A 20,784-nucleotide genomic window follows, 5' to 3' on the forward strand; every position below is an offset into this window, starting at 1 on the left:
GCAGAAATCTAGCTAATTTTGTTATTCCTTAGCCTTTTTAGATAACATTGGACTTCATTGTTAATCTGATTGCTAAACAGTATAAGTGCTGTCATATTGATGAGTGCTAAACAAGAGAATAAAGCCCCACCAATATTAGCAATAGCCATTATATCTTTAGACAAACCTGACAAAAATGAAACTACTACCACCGCTATACGATATATTACTACACTTTTTACACCAAACAAATACAGCCATCCCATTTCACAACAATATACAAATGAAATTACTGAGGAAAACGCAAACAAAGGCGCAGCGATGGTTAAAAGTATAGGAAACCAAGAAGAAACTGTTTCAAATGCTTTTTGGGTGATCAATATTCCCTCGCCAATGCCAGTCTGGTATGCGCCTGTTATTACTATTGTTATTCCTGTCAAACAACAAATTAACATTGTATCAAAGCATGGTTCTATCATAGCAACTAGACCAGTCCTAACCGGCTCCTCATCTTTAGCTACAGCGTGAGTAATTGCAGCAGAACCAACACCTGCTTCACTGGCAAAAATTGCCCTTTGAATCCCAGCGACAAATGCTCCTACTACTCCACCACCAACAGCATTGAAGTCTATCATACTGGAAAACAATATTTTTAATGTATTGCTAAAATTGTGAATATTGAATGCAATAATCGTGAAACAACTCAAAATATATATGAGTGACATAATAGGCACCAGCGCAGAAGAGACTTTAGCTATTCTCCTGATTCCACCGATAATCACCAGAGCAAGTAACGTAGAAATTATGGAAGAGAGAAACCAAGGATGACCATCTATCCAATTTGAATAACCAGATAATATTGAAACCATTTGGTTAGTTTGAAACGCTACACTTCCACCAAGACCTGATAATACAAAAACCGCTGCATATATTGCAGCCAGTACGATACCAAGTTTTTTAAATCCAAATTCCTCTAGTCCATTTCTTATATATTGAAAGGGACCACTGAATAACTGCTCCTGGCCTTCTGTTCTGTGTCTGAATGCTAAAGTTACTTCAGCAAACTTTGCAGACATACCAAAAAAGCCTGTAATCATCATCCAAGGTACCGCTCCTGGTCCTCCCATTGAAACTGCAATTGCAACACCGGCAACAGTTCCAAGGCCGACTGTACTTGAAAGTGCAGTTACAAATGCCTGAAAATGAGTAATGTGACCATCGTGATGATCTGTGTCATATTTTCCACATAAAATAGCGAATGCATGCTTAAACATCCTTATGTTGAGAAATTTAAAACGTAGTGTTAGAAATATATAACCAAAAGCCAATAGAAGAATTATAAATGGTACGTGAAAGATCTTGAAAAACAACACTTCATTCATGAAGTTGCTTACTCCATTTAATGCAGTGTCATAACTTTTATGAAAAACTGAAGCAGCGTATACATCATTAAATGGTAGGCAAAATAACACTATATAAAGCATTCTATAAATCATGTTTAATACCTTTTGTAATAAGAATCTATTGTATTTAAGACTTCCCTTCTCAGTAGATATATCGCAACAGCATTTGGAATCATAAGGCACATAAACAGGCTATCACCTAAATAAGATATAAATTCTATATTTTTTGACATACAACTGATATACACTGAACCCACTATAAGAATTTGGAACAATATCAGTACTTTTTTGTTACCAAATAAGTATAACAGGGCAACTTCACAGTAGTAATAGTAAGCTATTATTGTGGAAAATGCAAAGGAAAACATTATCAGCGGAAGAGCTAGCTTGCTAAATAAAGGTAAGGCTGTTGAAAATGCTGAGCTAACTAACGTAATATCACCTACGGTATTAGTGATATGCATATCGGTGATAATTATCACAATACCAGTCAAAAATGAGACTAATATTGTGTCTACAAATGGTGCAATCATTGCAACACTTCCAACTTTAACTGGGTCTTTCTCTTTTACAATCGAATGTGCTATAGCTGCTGTTCCAGTACCTGCTTCATTAGCAAACACTGACCTTCTTACCCCTGCTATTAATCCACTAAATACTCCACCTCCTATAGCTGATTTGTTAAAGATATCTTGAAATATTATAGATAGAGCATTCAGTAGATTATTTCCGTTTACACAGATTAAATATATACACATGCCTATATATAACATTATCATGTTTACACTACCGACAATGTTGCAAAAAACATAAAAATAAAACTAGAGAAAACCATTTCTCGAAAACTTCTGTGTCCAGAACCAAGAGTCCGATTTACTTATAGCGCTAATAATCAATTAACCATCGGCTTTAAGGAATGATATGAACATATTATTTCAAGGAAAAGTCATGAGAAACAAGAGATTAGCTATCCAAATTAGCTGTAGCTATGAACCTAATCGGTTAGCAGAACAATGCTTATCAGATGCTTATGAAAAGGTAGTGTCAAAGGAAATAAGTCAAAAAAACTTAAAACATAAAAATGGGATTCAAGGAGGGTCAAATGGTAACAGTATGTTTATATGCGAGAGTTTCTTCGGGGAAACAAGTAGAAGGAAATACGATAGAAAGTCAAATTGCAGCTTTAGAGAAGCAAATTAATCTGGACGGATACAGATTGTTAAGTGAGTATAAATTTATTGATAACGGCTACAGTGGATCTCATTTAGTCCGCCCTGATTTAGAAAAATTACGTGATAAAGTAACAGAAGGTAAAATTGATAAGATTTACATTCATTCTCCTGATCGTTTATCTAGAAAATATGCATATCAAATGGTGCTGATTGAAGAATTTGAAAAAGCAGGAGCAAAAGTGGTTTTTTTAAATTATGAGATTAACGGTAACCCAGAATCTCAATTACTGTTACAAATGCAAGGTATGATAGCAGAATATGAACGTGCGAAAATTATGGAACGAAGTCGTCGTGGTAAAATCTATGCAGCTAACAAAGGCTATGTAAATGTAATGGGAGGAGCTCCTTATGGTTATCGTTATATAGATAAGCATATGGGAGGAGGACAAGCTTTATTTGAGATTAACGAAAAAGAAGCTGATGTCGTTCGTAAAGTATTTTTGTGGATAGGCAGAGAAAGAACAAGTATTGGGGAAGTATGTCGTCGGCTAAATACTATGTCCATTAAGACACAAAAAGGAAAAGAACGCTGGAATAAAGGTACAATTTGGAGTATGTTGAAAAACCCTGCTTACAAAGGACAAGCAGCTTTTGGTAGAAGAAGGTTAGGAGTAAGATTAAAGCAAGTAAGACCACAGAAAGGCTCTTGTGAGCAGCCAAAAAGTAACCACTCTGTCTATCCTGTTGAAAAAGCAAATTGGATTTATATTAAAGTGCCAAATATAGTAGATGAAGATATATTTGATATTGTTCAAGAACAATTAGCTGAAAATAGAAAAGTAGCAAGGACAAGAAAAAGAGGAGCAAAGTACTTACTACAAGGTTTAGTCATATGTAAGCGTTGTAATTACGGATGTTACGGAACTTGCATGAGAAGTAGACGAGAAGAAGAAGGTGGTCATTATGCATATTACCGTTGTAGTGGTAAAGATTCTTACCGTTTTGGTGGTAATAAGATTTGTGACAATAAACCCATTCGCTCAGATGCATTAGAAACAGCTGTGTGGGAAGAGGTTAAGCAGTTATTGAAAAATCCAAACAGGATTTTAGAAGAATACAAGCGTAGGCTTTCAGAACTAAAAAAATCATCATTGGATCAAAAAAGTGACCTGCTAGAGAAACAAGAAAATAAATTAAAACGTGGTATTGCTAGACTTATCGATAGTTATGCTCAAGAATATATCAATCAAGAGGAATTTGAACCACGAATTAAAGCAATGAAACAAAGCTTAAAAACAATTAAAGAAGAGAAGAAAAAGATATTTTATCAAAAGGAATTAGAACAGGAGGTAACTCTGGTTGTGGCCAATTTAGAAGACTTTTCTTCCAATATTACGTTAAACCTTGATAACGCAGACTGGTTAACTAAACGTGATATTATCAGAACATTGGTCAAGAGAATTGAAATTAACCTTGAGGACGTAAATGTGGTATTTCGCGTAAAAGAGCTACCGAACTCTTCTGGACATAATGGAAAGGAAAATAAAAATTTGCAACATTGTCGTAGGTGTAATCGGCCCTAAACCTGTTGCAACTAAAGCAATTCGCTTTATTCCTCCCAGTATTACAATTAATACAAATAGCGAGATAATAACAGATGTGTTGTATTCAAATAAGTTACTTGACAACGCTGCAATTTGATTTGCCTGAAATGGTATGCCGCCTAGAATCATTGCAACAAGCAGCATAACTGCGTAGATAAATGCAAGGAATTTGCCAGTCTTCATAAATCCAATCTTTGCAAGTCCATGTTCCATATAATAAAAAGCCCCACCAGTTGTGTTTTCAGAGCGATGAGTAAATGCAAGCACTACTTCAGCAAATTTTATTGACATGCCAAGTACTCCGGTAATTATCATCCAAAAAACTGCACTTGGCCCCCCTATTGTAATAGCTATTGCAACTCCTGATATTGTTCCAAGACCAACTGTTCCTGAAATTACCGTTGCAAATGCCTGAATGTGGGTGATTATGCCGTTATTATTATGGCTCTCTAGGTTGAATAGTGTTTGTATCCCATATTTGAACAACCTAAAGTTAATGAATTTGAATCGAATCGTACAAAAAACCCCAGTTGCAATTACCCAAATAATTATAAATGGTATGTTGAATATCTTTATATATAAAAAAGAGTTTAATAGATCAGTTGCTTTTACAATCATGCTGCTCACTACTTTTATATAGCTAATGAGTTTTATATGTGTAGTATATATAAAGTCCAGTGCTTATTGGAATAGTAAGTATATACAATGCGCCTAAAATTGGTAGTGTTATCCAGGGCTTGCTTATAAACAGTATGATCAATATTCCAAAAAACGACACAAATATATAGGATAGGCTTCTAGGAACATAAATGTACTTTGCAGAGAAAGTTGGAATATGACTTATCGAAAAAAATGAAATGGCCAAAAAGTAACAAGCTGTATTCTTTACGTTAAAAAATTGCTCTATAAGAAGTAAGTATTCACTCTCATGAGATTGAAAGGTAATAATTATTGGTAACAGAGCAAGTAAAGCGCATACAGGAGCTGGAACGCCGGAAAAGAAAAATTTTTTCCAGTATAATTGTTCTGAATGTAACGAAACATTGAATCTGGCAAGTCTTATTGATATGCAGATTACATATATCATTACTAAAATCCATCCTACAACTTTAATTTCATTTAACTTCCAAAAATATAAAAGAAAAGCAGGTGCTGAACCAAAATTTAGAAAATCTGCAAAAGAATCGAGTTGTGCTCCAAAATCGCTAGTTGATTTTAAAATTCTGGCTATCCTGCCGTCCATTCCATCTATTATTGCTGCAATGATAATAAAAATTGCTGAAAATTCCCATTGTTCATTAAATGTGAATTTAAGTGAAGTAAGGCCAGCACATAAACCCAGTAAAGTGATAAAATTTGGAAATAACTTGGTAATAGGTAAGGATTTACTGTTACTTTCATCATTATTCATATAACATCAAAAGTAAGCTTCTCTTGTTTATTTAAATCTGCTATAACTGTCTCACCACCAATAACAGTTTGGCCTTCTGAGACTCTTACCTCTATTCCAGCAGGGATATAAATATTTACTCTGCTACCAAATCTTATAATTCCAAATCTTTCACCTGCTTTTACGCTCTGAGATGTCCTCAAATTACAAACAATGCGGCGTGCAATAAATCCAGCTATTTGTTCCACAATGATTTCTTTTTCCTTTTCATATTCAATCACAATAATCTGCTTTTCATTTTCATTACTGGATCTATTACTCATTGCAGAAACAAACTTGCCTTTTTTATAGTTCATTTCCTTTATCGTACCAGATATTGGTATACGATTCACATGGACATTCAAAACGCTTAGAAATATGCTGACAAGTGTAAATTTCTTTTCTTCTTCATTTTCTTCTGATAAAGAGTAACTAACTTCTTCTATCTTTGAAATCACACCATCAGCTGGGCTTAATATAAAATCCTTATTGCTTGGTACAGCTCTTGCTGGATCACGAAAAAAATAGGTACATAATAACGTTGGAAATAAGCAAGTAATTCCAGCTCCCCAAGATATAGAGAATGCTATACATGTTACGATAAAGGAAACAACTATAAATAAATAACCTTCTCTGTTTATGTTAGGCAAACCAAAGCACATAACTTATTCTCAATAATTCATTATTAACAATTTATCATTTATAATTTCTCATGAAAAGCTTTTTTTTACTGTTTCACTTTTCGAATTATTATATAAACATTTGCTTATAAAATCGCTGATAGATGTAAATTTTTTAATAAAAATTGAAGTTTTTTAACTATCATTAATGTAATTTTAATAAAAACTTAATAATAATCCTTAATAATCTATGAATTAATATGTTCGCAATTTCGTATGACAGGGGAAATAGAAAAAGATGAATCTCCTTCCTTATACTCTGCAATTCGGATGGGTGATATTGAAGCTACAGAGCTACTAATAAAGTTTGGTGCAAACGTCAATGATAATTATGAACGTAATCGTACGCCACTGCATGTTGCTATCGGGTATAAGCAGTTTGAAATAGCGAAATTGCTGATAAATAACGGAGCAAACGTTAACGCAAAAACTGGAAATCATGGCAAAGATGACTTAACACCAATGCACCTTGCAATTTTTGCAAACACGCCAGAGTTTATAGAATTGCTAGCTAGCAATGGTGCGTTAATTAATGAAAGGGAAAGCACTGAAGGACATACACCTTTTCACCTTGCTGCTTTATATGGGAATAAAAGTGTAATACAAGCCTTAGTTGATAAGGGACAGGATATTGAAGATATTGATAATAATGGGCGGACAGCTTTATTTTTAGCTATTAGACAATGCACTGAAGCAAAGGATGATAGCAGAGTAGAAGTTATCGAGTATTTGATAAATAAACTCAAAGCAGACATAACGAAAAAAGATAATAATAACAACACAATACTTTTTCCTGCTGCTAATAATTGTCCTGGAAAAGTAGTGGAACTCATCATTAAACAATATATAGAAAGCTTTGGTAGAGATCGGTTGAAGAATTTTATCAACCACAAAAATAAAGCTGGAATGGATGCCTTGGATATTGCACTCAATAGTGGAAATGAAGAGGCCATTGAAGTACTTAGATCATATGGAGCAGACATTGAGAAGATAGAGGGTGAAAGTCGTCTATTTCGTACAGTAAAAGAAGGTAATATAGAAAAAATGAGGCTTCTTTTAGAGCAAGGAGCAAACGTTAATATAAAAAATGGAAAGGGGCTTACTCCTTTAGATATTGCGATACGGGAAAACGATCAAGACATGGCTCGATTCCTAAGAGAGAATAAAGCAAAAACAAGTTTAGAGATAAAAGTTCAGTTAGCGGCATTAGTTACGCTAACTATTATAACTCTTGGTTTAGCACTAGTAGTGTATTTTGTTGTGAAAGGTATTCAAGAAATTGCTGCACAAAAAACAGGCAGTACTCTCAATAATGTAGAAAGTACAAAGATAGAACCTCCTATCAAGCAAAAATAAAGCTTTTTACAGGTAGTTGATAAGTTTCTTGCTTTATTTACATTCTTTCTATAGTATGATATATTAATGTTAGAATAGGGTATGTTTGCAGGTCAAAATAATAATCAACAGCAGAATAGAAATAGAGTACAGGCTTTAATAGAAAGAGTGCAAAATGCTTACAACAACACTAATAAAATTAAAAGATTCATTAATATAGTTTTATTAGTAAGTATGATTCCTTCATTTTTTCTTCTTGTACAGCTCTCTTTGTATTTATCATTAGTAAATTATTTTTTCAAACCAAGGGAAAATGAAAAAAGATTATCAGCGTGGCCAAAAAATGTTATTAGAATAACATTAAGCATTTTTTTAATTATACACATTATTAATTCCTGTGTGCTTTTGGTACTGCCTATATTGTGCTTATGGTTGCTAAACAAATCACTCATTGAAGAAATACAGCAGTTTAACGATTTAATACAACAAATTCCAGAGGAAGAAAGGCCTATTTTCTTTCAAGATTTAGCAGCCATTCCTTTTATGGCACAAACTACTCATGACCCAAGTGCAGTTGCTAGTATAAACTTGAGTGTTGATAGACTCATAGAAAAGTATAAAGAGAATTTAAGCAAAGATGAATTCTATGTACAGCTAAATAGAGGCAACACAACCGACATTGAAGAGTACATCAAACAGTCAAATGAATTTACAGAAGGCGATAAATCTAATGCACTTGAATGCTTAAGATTTATCAATAGAACAGGAGATAATTTTAAAGACAATCATAGTAAGTTAACACTAAAGCAAGCAGCTATTTTATGTTGGAAAGCCTGCAATGATAGAAATACAGGGACAGAAAATCAAAGAACTCCTTTGAATGATGAAGACATAAAAAACAGAAAAGATATGTTTTTAAAAGGTCTTGTAGACGCTGCAACAACTTACGGTAATCAAGGTCAAAGTTGTGCAGGTGGAACATACAATAAATTATTTGAGTCTTTATCTGGCTTACATCCATCAGTGGTTATTACACTCGATGGAGAAGAGGCTAGAGAAATGATAAAAGAAACGATCACACAAAAATTCCCTGAAATGGCCAGAGCCAATTTCACCAATTTCTCTGGAACAGAACAAGAAAGGATCCGTAGCGAGTTACCAGAGTTATCATCTGAAACAGTAAGGTATATTATGACTACGCATTCAGCTCTTGAGAGAAGGTGTCAAGAGTTCAGCAATAGATTAAACAATGATAAAAAGAATGAAATATTAGAAGAGTGTATGAGCAACTTATCCTGTGTTGAGCTAGAAAGTCCAATTGAAAGAAGAAGGTAAATTGTATTTGATTGTAGCCATTTATCTTGAAATATGAAGCAGAGTTTTGTATGATTATTTGAACTTAAGTTTATGTATTGAAATAACATGTAAAACCACTTCGTGTAGGTGATATGTTATGTTTTATCTATATGTCAAGGATCCTTCTCTCAACTTAAAGATGTTGCTAATCAGCACATACAAATGTAATATTAATTAATATTTATAAATAAAGCAATTCCATGGAAAGTAACTACAACGCTGATGCAATAAAAATCCTAAGAGGTCTTGATGCTGTAAGAAAGCGTCCAGGTATGTACATTGGTGATACTGATGATGGATCTGGTCTGCACCATATGGTGTACGAGGTTGTTGACAATGCGATAGATGAGTCTTTGGCTGGGTATTGTAGTAAGATTGAAGTTAGCATAAATGAAGATGGCTCAGTATCTGTAACCGATAATGGTCGTGGCATTCCAACTGATATTCATGCAGAGGAAGGGATATCAGCAGCAGAAGTGATAATGACCCAATTACATGCAGGAGGTAAATTTGACAGCAATACCTATAAGGTTTCTGGAGGATTACATGGTGTTGGAATTTCAGTTGTTAATGCGTTATCGAGTTGGCTGGAATTAACCATATGGCGCAATAAGAAGGAATATTTCATACGCTTTGAAGATGGTGAGTCTGTTGAATCTTTAAAGGTAATTAATGAAAACAAAAATAAAAGAGGAACTAGAGTAACGTTTATGCCATCAACGGGGACTTTTAGTAGTATTGATTTTAGTTACTCCACTCTTGAGAGTCGCATCAGAGAATTGGCATTTTTAAACTCAAATATTGAGATCATTTTGTGTGATCTCCGTAATAAACCACATGTAAAGTCTCATTTTAACGATAGTAAAGAGTCTGAAGATAATTTTGGTACAGCTAATTTTGTACGGTACTTAGACAAGAATAAGACACATGTTACTAAAATTGCCAGCATTAGAGATAATGTAAAAGATCTAGGTACCAGTGTAGAAATATCAATGGAGTGGAATGATTCCTACTATGAGAATATGCTATGCTTCACAAATAATATAAGACAACGGGATGGTGGTACGCATTTGGCGGGGTTTAGATCTGCACTAACCAGATGTATCAATAACTATGCAAACAATGAAGGTTTTTTGAAGAAGGCAAAAGTGAATTTGACTGGAGAAGATGTTAGAGAAGGCTTAACTTGTGTTTTATCTCTCAAGATGCCTGATCCTAAATTTTCTTCACAGACAAAAGATAAATTGGTCAGTTCTGAAGCGCGGGCAGTTGTAGAGAGCATAGTTTTTGACAAGTTGAGTACAATACTTGAAACTGACCCCAAGTTAGCAGCAAGTATAGTAGAAAGAGCGATTAGGTCAGCAAAAGGAAGAGAAGCCGCAAGAAAAGCACGAGAGTTAGTTAAAAATAAAAACAATATTAATATTGCAACTCTACCTGGAAAGCTTGCCGATTGTCAGGAAAAAGTTCCTGAGTTATCGGAATTGTTTATAGTAGAGGGTAATTCCGCAGGTGGTACTGCAAAGCAGGGACGTAATCGTAAAACACAGGCGGTACTTGCTTTAAGAGGGAAAATTCTAAACGTAGAACGTGCAGGGCTGGATCGTATTTTTTCATCTGCAGAAATTGGCTCTCTGATCACGGCAATTGGAGCTGGAATAGGGAGTGAGCACTTCGATATTGAAAAAACTAGGTATCATAAAATTATCATTATGACAGACGCAGACGTTGATGGCTCGCATATAAGAACTTTGATTCTAACTTTCTTTTTTAGACATATGCGTGAAGTAATTGAAAAAGGATATTTATACATAGCGCAGCCACCGCTCTATAAAGTTACAAAAAATGCTAAAGATACTTATATCAAAGATGATGAAAATTTTGAAGAGTATATAGTAAATTCAGCGATTAAAAAATTAACATTAAATGGTGTAGGCAAAGATTTGCGTTTCGTTTTGAATAAGTGCCTCAGTATTTCAAACATTAGCAAAAATTATGATAGGGAAATACCAAAAGATCTCTTAGAATCATTGCTAATTTTAAGCAAAAAGAATGCTCTATTGTCTGCTGATGAGATATTAAAATATTTAAAATTGATGTATAGTGAATATAATTGGGAAGTAGAAGTAAAAGATGAGGAAATTCACATTGCTAAATTGTTTCAAGGGTTAGCAGACAAATATGTATTCTCGCTTAGTATGCTTGAAAGTAAAGAAATACGGAATATATTGAGTTCTCTTGATAACATAATTGACTTATTTAATGGTGATTCATTTTTACAGTCACAAGAAACTGAAATAAAAATAAAGTCTCCAAGTGCACTCGCAAAAATAGTGATGGATTATGGTAAAAAAGGTTTAACTCTGCAGAGATTTAAAGGCCTTGGTGAAATGAATGCTGATCAGCTTTGGGAAACTACACTCAATCCAGAAACTAGAACTCTGCTAAAAGTTGAAATAAAAGATTGTGAAGAAGCAGATAGCATATTCTCGGTGCTAATGGGTGATATAGTTGAACCACGTCGTGACTTTATAAATAACAATGCACTTAACGTGCATGATGTTGATATTTGATTTTAGAAACGCTAAACCCTTATGGCTTAGCATTGTGTGCCAAACCGGCTATTTAAAACGTACTACTAACCAATCCATTTCAGAAATCTGAATTGATCTCGGTTGTATTCCCGTTTTCGATCATAAATATATAGATTTTCTGTCCTATTGTTGTTATAATTAATGCCTCGCTAACATTGAATATTAATGAATGAATTGAGAAGGCTCACTATTACAGAGATGCATGATGGACTTAGGCGGGGGGATTTTTCTGCTGTTGAGCTTGTAGAGACGCATGTTAATGCAGTTGAAAATGAGCAACTAAATGCATTTGTAACAAAAACCCCAGAAATCGCGATAAAAGCTGCTAAAATAGCAGATGAATACTTCTTGAAACAAAAAGATAATATTTCACCACTTATGGGCATACCAGTTGGTGTTAAAGATTTATTCTGTACAAAAGGAATAAAAACAACAGCATGCTCAAAAATGCTGGAAAATTTCATCCCGACTTATGAATCTACGGTATCTAACTTGCTTTTAAAAAATGGAGCAGCCATGCTTGGTAAACTTAACATGGATGAGTTTGCTATGGGTTCTGCGAACACAAACAGCTATTTTGGTCCTGTTGAAAATGTGTGGATTAGAAAAAGTGACGGAGAAAAAGTTGTTCCTGGTGGGTCCTCTGGTGGATCTGCAGCATCAGTTGCTGGGTTTTTATGTGCTGGAGCATTAGGAAGCGATACTGGTGGGTCTGTACGTCAACCAGCAGCTTATTGCGGAGTAGTGGGAATAAAGCCAACTTATGGAAGGTGTTCGCGTTTTGGTATGATTGCATTTGCGAGCTCTCTTGATCAAGCAGGAGTAATTACTCGTTCCGTTTCTGATTCAGCGTTAATGCTGGAAACAATTTGTGGCTATGATGAAAAAGATTCAACATCGAGCGAAAGACCAGTGCCTAAATTTTCCAGTTTTATAAATGGTGATATTAAGGGTAAGCGCATTGGTATACCAAAAGAGTATAAGATGGATGGAATTTCAGATGAAATAGTTCATAATTGGGAAAAAATTGCTTCCTATTTAAAAGAAAACGGTGCTGAAGTTGTTGACATTACTCTGCCTCATACTAAATATGCGATACCGGTTTACTATCTAATTTGTTCTGCTGAAACTTCATCTAACCTTGCTCGCTATGATGGTGTACGTTATGGATTCAGGGTTGATGCTGATACCCTTGAAGAAATGTATTCGCTAACAAGAGCAGAAGGTTTTGGTAAAGAAGTGAAAAGGAGAATTTTAATTGGTGCTTATGCGCTTTCTTCAGGTCATTACAATGAGTATTATGAAAAAGCACAGTGCATTAGGGCATTAATTAGAAATGATTTTATAAAAGCGTTTGAAAAAATAGATTACATACTTGTGCCATCTGCTCCAACAGAAGCTTTTGGCTTAAATGAAAAGCCAGACCCGCTAATTATGTGCATCAATGATGTGTTTACCGTGCCGGCAAGCTTAGCGGGGTTACCTGCTATTTCTGTTCCTGTTGGACTTTCCAATGAAGGCTTACCACTTGCTTTGCAAGTAATTGGAAATTATTACGATGAAGCTGGAATATTAAATATGGCAAGTGTGATAGAGCAAAATTGTGGCAGAATAGTTAATTCCCTTACGTAATATGTTTTCTTATAGTAACTATAGCATTATGATTATTTTGGCTATAGGAAACAAGAGCTTGATTTTTATAGCTAAATAACAGACCATCAAAGGCACACATAAATATCTACAATGAAAGAAAAAACTTTCACAATCATTGATGGTTATGGTTTTCTTTTCAGAGCTTATTACGTTTTGCATCATTTGACTACCACAGCTGGTATTCCAGTAGGTGCTGTGTACGGTTTTCTTAATATGGTTCTGAAGTATATTTCCCATTCGGACTACTTAACTATAGCACTTGATTCTGGCAAAAAAAATTTCAGGCACAGTTTATATTCTGAGTACAAAGCAAACAGAGTAACACCTCCTGAGGATCTAATTCCACAATTTACAATACTGAGAGAAGCGGTAGAAGCTTTTAACTTCAGCTATGAAGAGATTGAAGGCTATGAAGCAGATGACATAATTGCAACACTAGCTGCAAAATATGCCAACCACGAAGACTTTAAAGTAGTAGTAGTCTCATCAGATAAAGACTTATTTCAACTTTTGAATTACAACATTCTAATATTTGATCCTATCAAAAATATATACGTAGATGAAAAACAAGTGATAGAAAAATTTGGTGTAAATTCAAATAAGCTTCTTGATTTATTTTCTCTAACTGGAGATGCATCTGATAACATTCCAGGCGTTCCAGGAATAGGCCCAAAAACTGCAGCTAAATTGCTGGATAAATTTGATTCGTTGGATAACATTATAGAAAACATCAATAACATTGAGCAAACAAGAGTTCGTAATATTCTTACTGAGCATAAGGAAAAAGCACTAATTTCAAGAGAACTTTTGTCACTATGCAAAAAAGTAGATCTTCAACATGATATTGTAAAATATGAAGTCCATCCTCCAAATATGGAAAAATTGTTATCCTTTTTGAAGAAATATGAATTTAATTCATTGATAGGAAAAGTAGAAAAGCTCTTTTCTTATAGTGGATCTAGCACAAAAGAGAAAATAGAATATAGTAGTGAAGAATTAGAAAAATTTTTGGAGCATTGCAGATATGAAGGTAAAATTGCAATTCATTGCCACTTTGAAAACAATAGATTGAACAAAATCTCCTTATCTTGTAGTGAGGATAATATTTTCTACATAGATCAAAGCTGCCTACAAGATGCACTTACTATAATAAATTCAACTTTATTTTCAAATGGGGTGCTTAAAATAGTACATGATATTAGAAAGATCAGAGAAATATTTCCTACAATAGAGAGAGTGCTAGACTCAATTGATGACCTGATGATCATGTCATACAGCCTTGACACAGGTAAGCATGATCACAGCATTCCAAACATAATTGCACACAATTTAAGTAAAAATGTAGAAACTTTCTCGGCAAAAATTTTAATAGCGATCCATGAGAAACTGACACAAAGATTATTTCAGGAAAAACTTTTTACGATTTACGAGCGCTTTGATAGACCTCTCATGAAAGTAATATTTGATATGGAGCAAAATGGAATACTGCTCAATATTCAAAAACTACAGGAATTGTCTGATAAGTTTGAGCAGCTAATTGCTGTACTTGAAAACGATATACATAATTTAGCAGGAGAAAAATTCAACATTGCATCGCCAAAACAATTAAGTGATGTTTTGTTTAATAAAATGGAGCTAAGTAAAAAGAAAAAGTCAAAATCTGGGTCTTATAGCACAAACTCTGAAGTTCTAGAGGCACTTGAAGAGGAGGGGACAGAAATCGCAGGTAAAATTTTAAGTTGGCGACATTCAAGTAAATTAAAGGGTACCTATACTGACGCGTTAATAAAACAGGTTGATCCGCTTGATGGTAGAATACATACAAGCTTTTCAATAACCACAACTGCAACTGGAAGGCTGAGCTCTAGCAATCCTAATTTACAAAATATTCCTATCAGAAGCGAAGAAGGTAGTCTTATCAGGCAAGCCTTTATTGTGCCAAAAGGTTGCAAGATAATTTCTGCTGACTATTCACAAATAGAATTAAAAATCCTGGCACACGTTGCAAATGTTACCGCATTTAAAGAAGCTTTTGCAAACAGGCAAGATATTCATGATATCACTGCAAGACAAGTTTTTGGAGTGCAAGAAATAGATGAGCAATTAAGACGCAAAGCAAAAACCATTAATTTTGGCATTATATATGGCATTAGTCCATTTGGCCTTGCAAAGCGACTTGGCATTACCTTTCAAGAGGCTGCTGAATACATTAATTACTATTTTTCTTGTTACCCAGAAATAAAGGTCTATATGGAAAAAGCAGTATCTATCGCGAGAAATCATGGTTATGTAGAGACTTTGTTTGGTAGAAGATGTTTTGTAAGAGACATCAACAATAAAATTCCTTATCTAAGACAATTTGCAGAAAGGGCAGCAATAAATGCACCACTGCAGGGAACTGCCGCTGATATAATAAAACGCGCGATGATTCGGCTTTTTGATCAGTTAAAGTCAGGTAAAATAATCCTCCAGGTTCATGATGAATTACTTGTAGAAGTGGAAGAGAGCAGAGTGCAAGAAACAGCAAAACTTATGAAAGATATAATGGAAAATGCAGTAGAAATTTCTATACCACTTGAAGTAGAAATAAAAATTAGCGACAACTGGGGCTTTTCTTAATTATACCGTAGACCCTAAGAACCTGTCTTGAAAGGACTTAATTAACAAGCATAGTCATATTAAATATTTCTTGAAGTAAGGAGAGCACGCTCATACGTCACGCAAACAACGTTTGGGAATAATCTAAGGTTCTGTGATATCAGCAGCTTTCTTGCCCCGTTTTCAGTAAACAGTGATTTTTCTATATATTAGAAAAATTTTTATTTTAATTAGCGTTAAACAATAGGCGCCTATTGGTTTTTAGCTAAAATAAAGGTCAAGTATCTGGAATTCTGAACATAAAATCCCCCTGTGTAAAAAAGATTAGAAAAAAGTGCAGCGCACATACGACAGAGATTAAGTATACGTGTATACACTGAAGAAGATAGACTACATTTTTTAATTAATTTGATTGTTTAGTAGAAAAAGTCTGCAGACAAAGATAAGTTTTTGAGCTCTCAAAATATCTCTAACTGTAATTATAATCAGATTTAAAATATATGGAAGCAATTTTTTACATTCCCTTATCATTTGTTACTTTTCTATTTCTTGCTTTATTCTTTTCTTTTTTCCCTTTCAAGACAGGTTCTAAGAAATTTGAATTAATGCGAAAAATATGCTATAATTAAAGCATAGGTTAGTACGGATAGATCAGTTATGACAGGAATACCAATTTCACAATCAAAGAATCAGGAACCTTCGAAGCCACCTGTTCAGGCGGTGGAGAAAAATGAGATGGTCCTCAAGGAGGAACATAGGGTAATTTATGATGACTTTGTGAAAGTGCTACAAGATAAGGCCAAAGAGAATCAAGGAATAACTAATGCTTTCATATCAGTTTATAAGGACATACTACTTAATAATGTCAATCCGGAAAAAATAAGACCACTCAGTGAAGAGAATTTTTGTCAGTTTTTACTTTCTGTATTTAAAGAAGTTAGAGAGAAAAAATTAGCGAACAAAGAGAATGTCAAGAATGTTGAAATAAAGAAAGTAGATGATTGTGTAGCTGATATACGTGGTACAGAAGCTAAGGATTCACTAATAAAACTTGTTGGGTTACCATTGGGAATAAAAATAGACCCGAAAAATATTTCTGATTCTTGTATGAGTGGGCTAAAAGAGAAAATACCATTCTTAGGCGGTGGTAAAAAAGAGGATGATGAACCACTACTTAGTGATGAAGAGATGGTAACAAAGTTCTTACGTAAAGTTTTTCTTCCTATTCTTTTTTCCATTGCTTCAATATTAATTTTTGGTCCTACTACACTTGCAATAGTTGCTGCTGTTATTGGTACAATATTTGCCGTAAAGGGAGGAGTTGAGGTTCTTTTTTCAAATAATAGGCCAGGTACTTTATATGACCCTAGCTCACCAGATAAAGATGATACAGAAAAGAGAGAAAAATTGAATGAAAAAATTCGCAATGGCATTGATGATATTTTAAAAACCGAAATCAAAGAGATTACTGAACAAATTTCTCAGGGAGACGGAGAGAATAAACAGCATTTTACTTCTGAGCGAGTTTGCAGTCCACGAAAAGAAACACCTGCTACCCTTAAACAACCTACTTTAGATCAGCCAGCTAAAAGTACAGGACAGCAAACAGATTTACCAAATATGTAAGAGGTCTTTTATTGTTTTATAACACATACAACAGGAGTATGATCAGATGGGTTTTCTAGTTTACGCAACCTATCATCTATGTAACATGTTTCCAATTTATCTGCAGCTTGTGGCGATAGCAGCATATGATCTATTCGCATTCCTTGATTGTTTCTGAGTGAATTACCTTGATAATGCCACCAAGTGAATTGTTGTAAGTTGAGGTGAGATATTCTAAATGCATCTTTAAAACCAAGATTCAAGATCGCTCTTAATTTCTCACGCTCTTTTATATGAAAGCACACTTGGCCATTTAATAAATTTGAATCAAAAACATCAATTTCATCCAGTGCAACATTATAATCGCCAGCTATAATAGTTAACTCTTCATTTTTCAACAAAGTGCCCATCCTTTCATATAGGTTATCAAAAAACTTGAGTTTATACTCAAAAGTATGAGAGTCTGGGCTTTGACCGTTTGGAACGTATACACTTCCTACCCTTACCTTATTATTGGTGTGTTTTATCACACACTCTATATAACGTGCTTCTTGATGACTCTCTACAATATCAATTTTAAACTTCTCCAGTATTGGATATTTAGATAAAACACAAACACCATTTCTTGCAACCTGTCCATAGACAGCATATTCATATCCTAATTCTTCTATCTCTGCATAAGGAAATTGCTCTTCTGTACATTTTATCTCTTGCAGCAAAACTATATCTATCTGACTATCAACTATAAAACTACAAAGTTGGTTAATTCTTTTACGTATGGAGTTTACATTCCAAGTTGCAATCTTTAGCATCAACAATCCTTATTAATTATATCAATTAAACTCTCCCCTGTAGGCAACCTCGATGTTATAATTTTTTTCCACTTGATTAACTTTAAACTATCAGCAATGTTTTTACTCATGGTATATGCAACTGTATTATTCATCACAGGAGATAGCCCACTTTTTAGAACTAATGAACAAAATACCCTTGCAGTTTGTGAGGAAAAAAAAGCAACGCTATCAATTTTACCGTCCAATAGTAAATTTTTACACCTATTAGTTAGACTCCTTTTAGTAATTGTTTTATAGAGTACAACTTCTCTTACGTTAAAACCTTCTTCAGATAATCTTTTTTTTAGGTCACATGATACTTCTTGTCCCCTTATATATAAGAACTTTATTGCATTTGAATAATGAGATTTTATGAATGATATCAGACCATCAACGTTGCTGTCTGCTGAGATTATATCGGAAAATCCCAAATTTTTTGCAGCCTGCATAGTTGAATTACCAACTGTAATAATCGAAAAGTTATCCTCTTTGCATATTTGACTGAAAGCCTTTACACTGTTTTTACTTGTAGATATCACAACATCAAATTCGTGTGCGGATATATCAGGATTTAAGTACTTTATTGTGAATACTGGCTCTATAAAAACTTTGTATCCATATTTTTTTAGCGTGCTTCTTGTGCTCAACGAATCTAATAAAGGCCTTGTCAATAAAATAGACTTCATTCTTGTTTATTTCGCTAGCAGTAAAATGATATCCCTTATACACAAATTATTGAATAAAAATTTTATTTTTCAAGTTTCTTGCATAACCTAGAAAAAAGGCAAAAGAAACTCCATAATTGGCCCAGTGCTAGAAAATTGATATTAAATAAGCGAACGTTTTGATCAAATGGAAAAAAGGATGTTACTCATTGAGTAACATCCTTTTGAAGAAAGTAGGTAATTTTGTTTACTGTCTTTCATTCGTTTTTGGAGCTTGATGCTCTACATCGACTTCAGCAGTTACTGTTGAAGAAGGTCCCACCAATTTTTCCAAAGAACCTGTCTTTCTTAAGTTATCTTGGGTTTTTAACTTGCCATTTTTCTCAGTGAACATACCATGTTGCGGAGAAGAACTTGGTGAATTGAACCCACTATCAGAATTACGACGGTAACTGGCAAAGCTAGAAGTTGTAGCAGTACTGTCAGTGCTTAAAGAACCCGTTGAATTGCTTCTTGGCGGTTTCTCCGGAGCAACATAAAAACGGCTATTTCCTATCTCCGCAGATGGCATCTCATCTGCGTGCATCCTTTTATATCCTGTGCAAGTAACTTCCTCTGGCTTTTTGCCACCTTTTAGTGATGATGACAACTTGCTCCAAAGTGAAGTAGGTGCTTTTACTTCCTTATGCTCATTAGGATTTAATAATTCTGCTTTGCTGCTAACAGTACTTATAGAACTCGTTGAACTACTACCTGATAAGCTATTTTCCAGTGAATTCATAGAACTTGCTTTATGCCTTTTTGCTGACTTATTAAGCCTTTCTAAAGTACTAAAACGAGTATGCTCTTCCTTGCATTCTTTAATAACTTCCTTAATCTCATCATGATGTTCAGAAAAAATTTCATATAGGCTGCTACTATCTTTAGCTAACAAATGTTGCAACTTCTTAGCATCTAATTTATTGATAAAATCTATTTGCTGCTTCAATCGGTTGATCAACTGGTCCTTTTTGGCACTGTGTTGACCATCAACAGAATAAGCTTTCTCTAATATTTTTTCCCCCAGCTTAGAAAATATTTTCCTAGTTAAAGCAGAGCTATTCACACCTTTGTCTTCAAAAACTTCCTTGACAAACATTTCCTTTACACTATTAAAACTTCTCGTTTTTTCTTTTGTTTTCAAAATAACAGTTTGATCTTCATTACCTATTGAATATGCGATGCCATCTAAACTAGACATGCTTGCACCACTATCACTCATCTTCCTTCCAAGGTTTTGAATGTTATCCCCCATTTTTCTTAATGTAGAGCTAGCTCTCTCTTGTGTTGCCTGTTTTACAGAACTTGCAGTTTCTTTTACCGAATTCTTGGCATATACAGCACCATCTTTGATTTTTCCGCCAATATGCTTCGCTCCTTCAACTGTTTTTTCTGCTGACCATTTGAGCCCTTTATATCCAGATTGAACTGCTTTTACAGCAACTTTCGCAGCGAAAAATAGAGTAAGACCAACTATAGCACTTGGTATAGCAAGTGTTGCACCAACTGCCAAAAATGGTAACACTGCTGCAAATAATCCACTTGCTGTACCTACTACAAGGGCCTTATCTCCTTGCTTCATCTTGGAGAATTCTGTATCTCCTTTTAACAGATCCATAATTCTGTCTTTTAGCTTCTTGGGATCGTGAATGATATCTGAATTTAATGAAGAATCTTGAATCATTTTAAGATCATCTTGCTTAGTTTCAACAAAATTTGAAGAGTTTTTTTCACTAGGTGACATTTTAAACCTCACTATTAATTAAACATACTAATATTGTATATATCTGATTCTTAAGTTAGGGTTAATTCATCTAACAATGTCCACTTACTCTCAAA

13 protein-coding genes and 2 pseudogenes are annotated in these 20,784 nt (G+C 34.2%); 7 read left to right on the top strand and 8 right to left on the bottom strand.

Annotation, left to right across the window (positions count from 1 at the left end; genetic code table 11):
- Positions 1–8 precede the first annotated feature (8 nt).
- Positions 9–1,475, bottom strand: a complete 1,467-nt coding sequence (locus ABWU56_RS01480; RefSeq protein ID WP_353281650.1) for an alanine/glycine:cation symporter family protein — start codon at positions 1,473–1,475, stop codon at positions 9–11.
- A 2-nt stretch (positions 1,476–1,477) separates the two neighbouring features.
- Positions 1,478–2,161: pseudogene (locus ABWU56_RS01485) on the bottom strand (alanine:cation symporter family protein); the annotation flags it as partial.
- 302 nt (positions 2,162–2,463) lie between these two features.
- Between ABWU56_RS01485 and ABWU56_RS01490 the strand changes: the two are divergent.
- Positions 2,464–4,137: a recombinase family protein gene (locus ABWU56_RS01490; RefSeq protein ID WP_410542168.1), complete on the top strand. Its 1,674-nt coding sequence runs from the start codon at positions 2,464–2,466 to the stop codon at positions 4,135–4,137.
- Here the strand turns inward: ABWU56_RS01490 and ABWU56_RS01495 are convergent.
- The 3 genes and pseudogenes from ABWU56_RS01495 to ABWU56_RS01505 form a co-directional block, all read right to left on the bottom strand.
- Positions 4,090–4,776, bottom strand: a pseudogene (locus tag ABWU56_RS01495) (alanine:cation symporter family protein); the annotation flags it as partial. The gene ABWU56_RS01490 and the pseudogene ABWU56_RS01495 overlap by 48 nt on opposite strands.
- A 22-nt stretch (positions 4,777–4,798) precedes the next feature.
- Entirely contained in the window at positions 4,799–5,569 is a 771-nt protein-coding gene (locus ABWU56_RS01500) for a CDP-alcohol phosphatidyltransferase family protein (protein WP_064086015.1), read from the bottom strand.
- Positions 5,566–6,249 (bottom strand): phosphatidylserine decarboxylase, encoded by a 684-nt coding sequence (locus ABWU56_RS01505; protein WP_353281651.1) that lies wholly within the window; start codon positions 6,247–6,249, stop codon positions 5,566–5,568. Before ABWU56_RS01505 ends, ABWU56_RS01500 begins: the two co-directional genes overlap by 4 nt.
- A gap of 234 nt (positions 6,250–6,483) precedes the next feature.
- On the opposite strand from ABWU56_RS01505, the gene ABWU56_RS01510 reads away from it, so the two are divergent.
- From ABWU56_RS01510 to ABWU56_RS01535, 6 genes are all read left to right on the top strand, one after another.
- Positions 6,484–7,623, top strand: a complete 1,140-nt coding sequence (locus ABWU56_RS01510) for an ankyrin repeat domain-containing protein (protein ID WP_353281652.1) — start codon at positions 6,484–6,486, stop codon at positions 7,621–7,623.
- Between the two features lie 81 nt (positions 7,624–7,704).
- Positions 7,705–8,937: a hypothetical protein gene (locus tag ABWU56_RS01515; protein WP_264729991.1), complete on the top strand. Its 1,233-nt coding sequence runs from the start codon at positions 7,705–7,707 to the stop codon at positions 8,935–8,937.
- Positions 8,938–9,158: 221 nt separating this feature from the next.
- Positions 9,159–11,531 (top strand): DNA topoisomerase (ATP-hydrolyzing) subunit B, encoded by a 2,373-nt coding sequence (gyrB, locus tag ABWU56_RS01520; protein WP_353281653.1) that lies wholly within the window; start codon positions 9,159–9,161, stop codon positions 11,529–11,531.
- Between the two features lie 186 nt (positions 11,532–11,717).
- On the top strand, positions 11,718–13,184 hold the full coding sequence (gatA, locus tag ABWU56_RS01525; protein WP_353281654.1) for an Asp-tRNA(Asn)/Glu-tRNA(Gln) amidotransferase subunit GatA: 1,467 nt from the start codon (positions 11,718–11,720) through the stop codon (positions 13,182–13,184).
- 111 nt (positions 13,185–13,295) lie between these two features.
- Entirely contained in the window at positions 13,296–15,824 is a 2,529-nt protein-coding gene (gene polA / locus ABWU56_RS01530; RefSeq protein WP_353281655.1) for a DNA polymerase I, read from the top strand.
- Between the two features lie 714 nt (positions 15,825–16,538).
- On the top strand, positions 16,539–17,429 hold the full coding sequence (locus ABWU56_RS01535; protein WP_410542169.1) for a hypothetical protein: 891 nt from the start codon (positions 16,539–16,541) through the stop codon (positions 17,427–17,429).
- 8 nt (positions 17,430–17,437) lie between these two features.
- Here the strand turns inward: ABWU56_RS01535 and ABWU56_RS01540 are convergent, their stop codons facing one another.
- The 3 genes from ABWU56_RS01540 to ABWU56_RS01550 all read right to left on the bottom strand — a co-directional run bounded on the left by ABWU56_RS01540 (position 17,438) and on the right by ABWU56_RS01550 (position 20,689).
- On the bottom strand, positions 17,438–18,220 hold the full coding sequence (locus tag ABWU56_RS01540) for an exodeoxyribonuclease III (protein ID WP_017532452.1): 783 nt from the start codon (positions 18,218–18,220) through the stop codon (positions 17,438–17,440).
- Positions 18,220–18,927 carry a uroporphyrinogen-III synthase gene (locus ABWU56_RS01545; protein WP_064085243.1) on the bottom strand — a complete coding sequence of 236 codons (708 nt, stop codon included), beginning with the start codon at positions 18,925–18,927 and terminating at the stop codon, positions 18,220–18,222. Before ABWU56_RS01545 ends, ABWU56_RS01540 begins: the two co-directional genes overlap by 1 nt.
- Before the next feature lie 226 nt (positions 18,928–19,153).
- Entirely contained in the window at positions 19,154–20,689 is a 1,536-nt protein-coding gene (locus ABWU56_RS01550) for a hypothetical protein (protein WP_353281656.1), read from the bottom strand.
- Positions 20,690–20,784 lie beyond the last annotated feature (95 nt).

Origin of the sequence: Wolbachia endosymbiont (group B) of Horisme vitalbata (genome assembly GCF_964028625.1) — a bacterium.
In the GTDB taxonomy this organism is placed as follows: domain Bacteria; phylum Pseudomonadota; class Alphaproteobacteria; order Rickettsiales; family Anaplasmataceae; genus Wolbachia.

Coding starts and splice junctions, on each gene's coding strand:
- ABWU56_RS01480 (WP_353281650.1), bottom strand. CDS start 1,475: ATGATTTATAGAATGCTTTATATAGTGTTATTTTGCCTACCATTTAAT.
- ABWU56_RS01490 (WP_410542168.1), top strand. CDS start 2,464: ATGGGATTCAAGGAGGGTCAAATGGTAACAGTATGTTTATATGCGAGA.
- ABWU56_RS01500 (WP_064086015.1), bottom strand. CDS start 5,569: ATGAATAATGATGAAAGTAACAGTAAATCCTTACCTATTACCAAGTTA.
- ABWU56_RS01505 (WP_353281651.1), bottom strand. CDS start 6,249: ATGTGCTTTGGTTTGCCTAACATAAACAGAGAAGGTTATTTATTTATA.
- ABWU56_RS01510 (WP_353281652.1), top strand. CDS start 6,484: ATGACAGGGGAAATAGAAAAAGATGAATCTCCTTCCTTATACTCTGCA.
- ABWU56_RS01515 (WP_264729991.1), top strand. CDS start 7,705: ATGTTTGCAGGTCAAAATAATAATCAACAGCAGAATAGAAATAGAGTA.
- gyrB (WP_353281653.1), top strand. CDS start 9,159: ATGGAAAGTAACTACAACGCTGATGCAATAAAAATCCTAAGAGGTCTT.
- gatA (WP_353281654.1), top strand. CDS start 11,718: ATGAATGAATTGAGAAGGCTCACTATTACAGAGATGCATGATGGACTT.
- polA (WP_353281655.1), top strand. CDS start 13,296: ATGAAAGAAAAAACTTTCACAATCATTGATGGTTATGGTTTTCTTTTC.
- ABWU56_RS01535 (WP_410542169.1), top strand. CDS start 16,539: ATGGTCCTCAAGGAGGAACATAGGGTAATTTATGATGACTTTGTGAAA.
- ABWU56_RS01540 (WP_017532452.1), bottom strand. CDS start 18,220: ATGCTAAAGATTGCAACTTGGAATGTAAACTCCATACGTAAAAGAATT.
- ABWU56_RS01545 (WP_064085243.1), bottom strand. CDS start 18,927: ATGAAGTCTATTTTATTGACAAGGCCTTTATTAGATTCGTTGAGCACA.
- ABWU56_RS01550 (WP_353281656.1), bottom strand. CDS start 20,689: ATGTCACCTAGTGAAAAAAACTCTTCAAATTTTGTTGAAACTAAGCAA.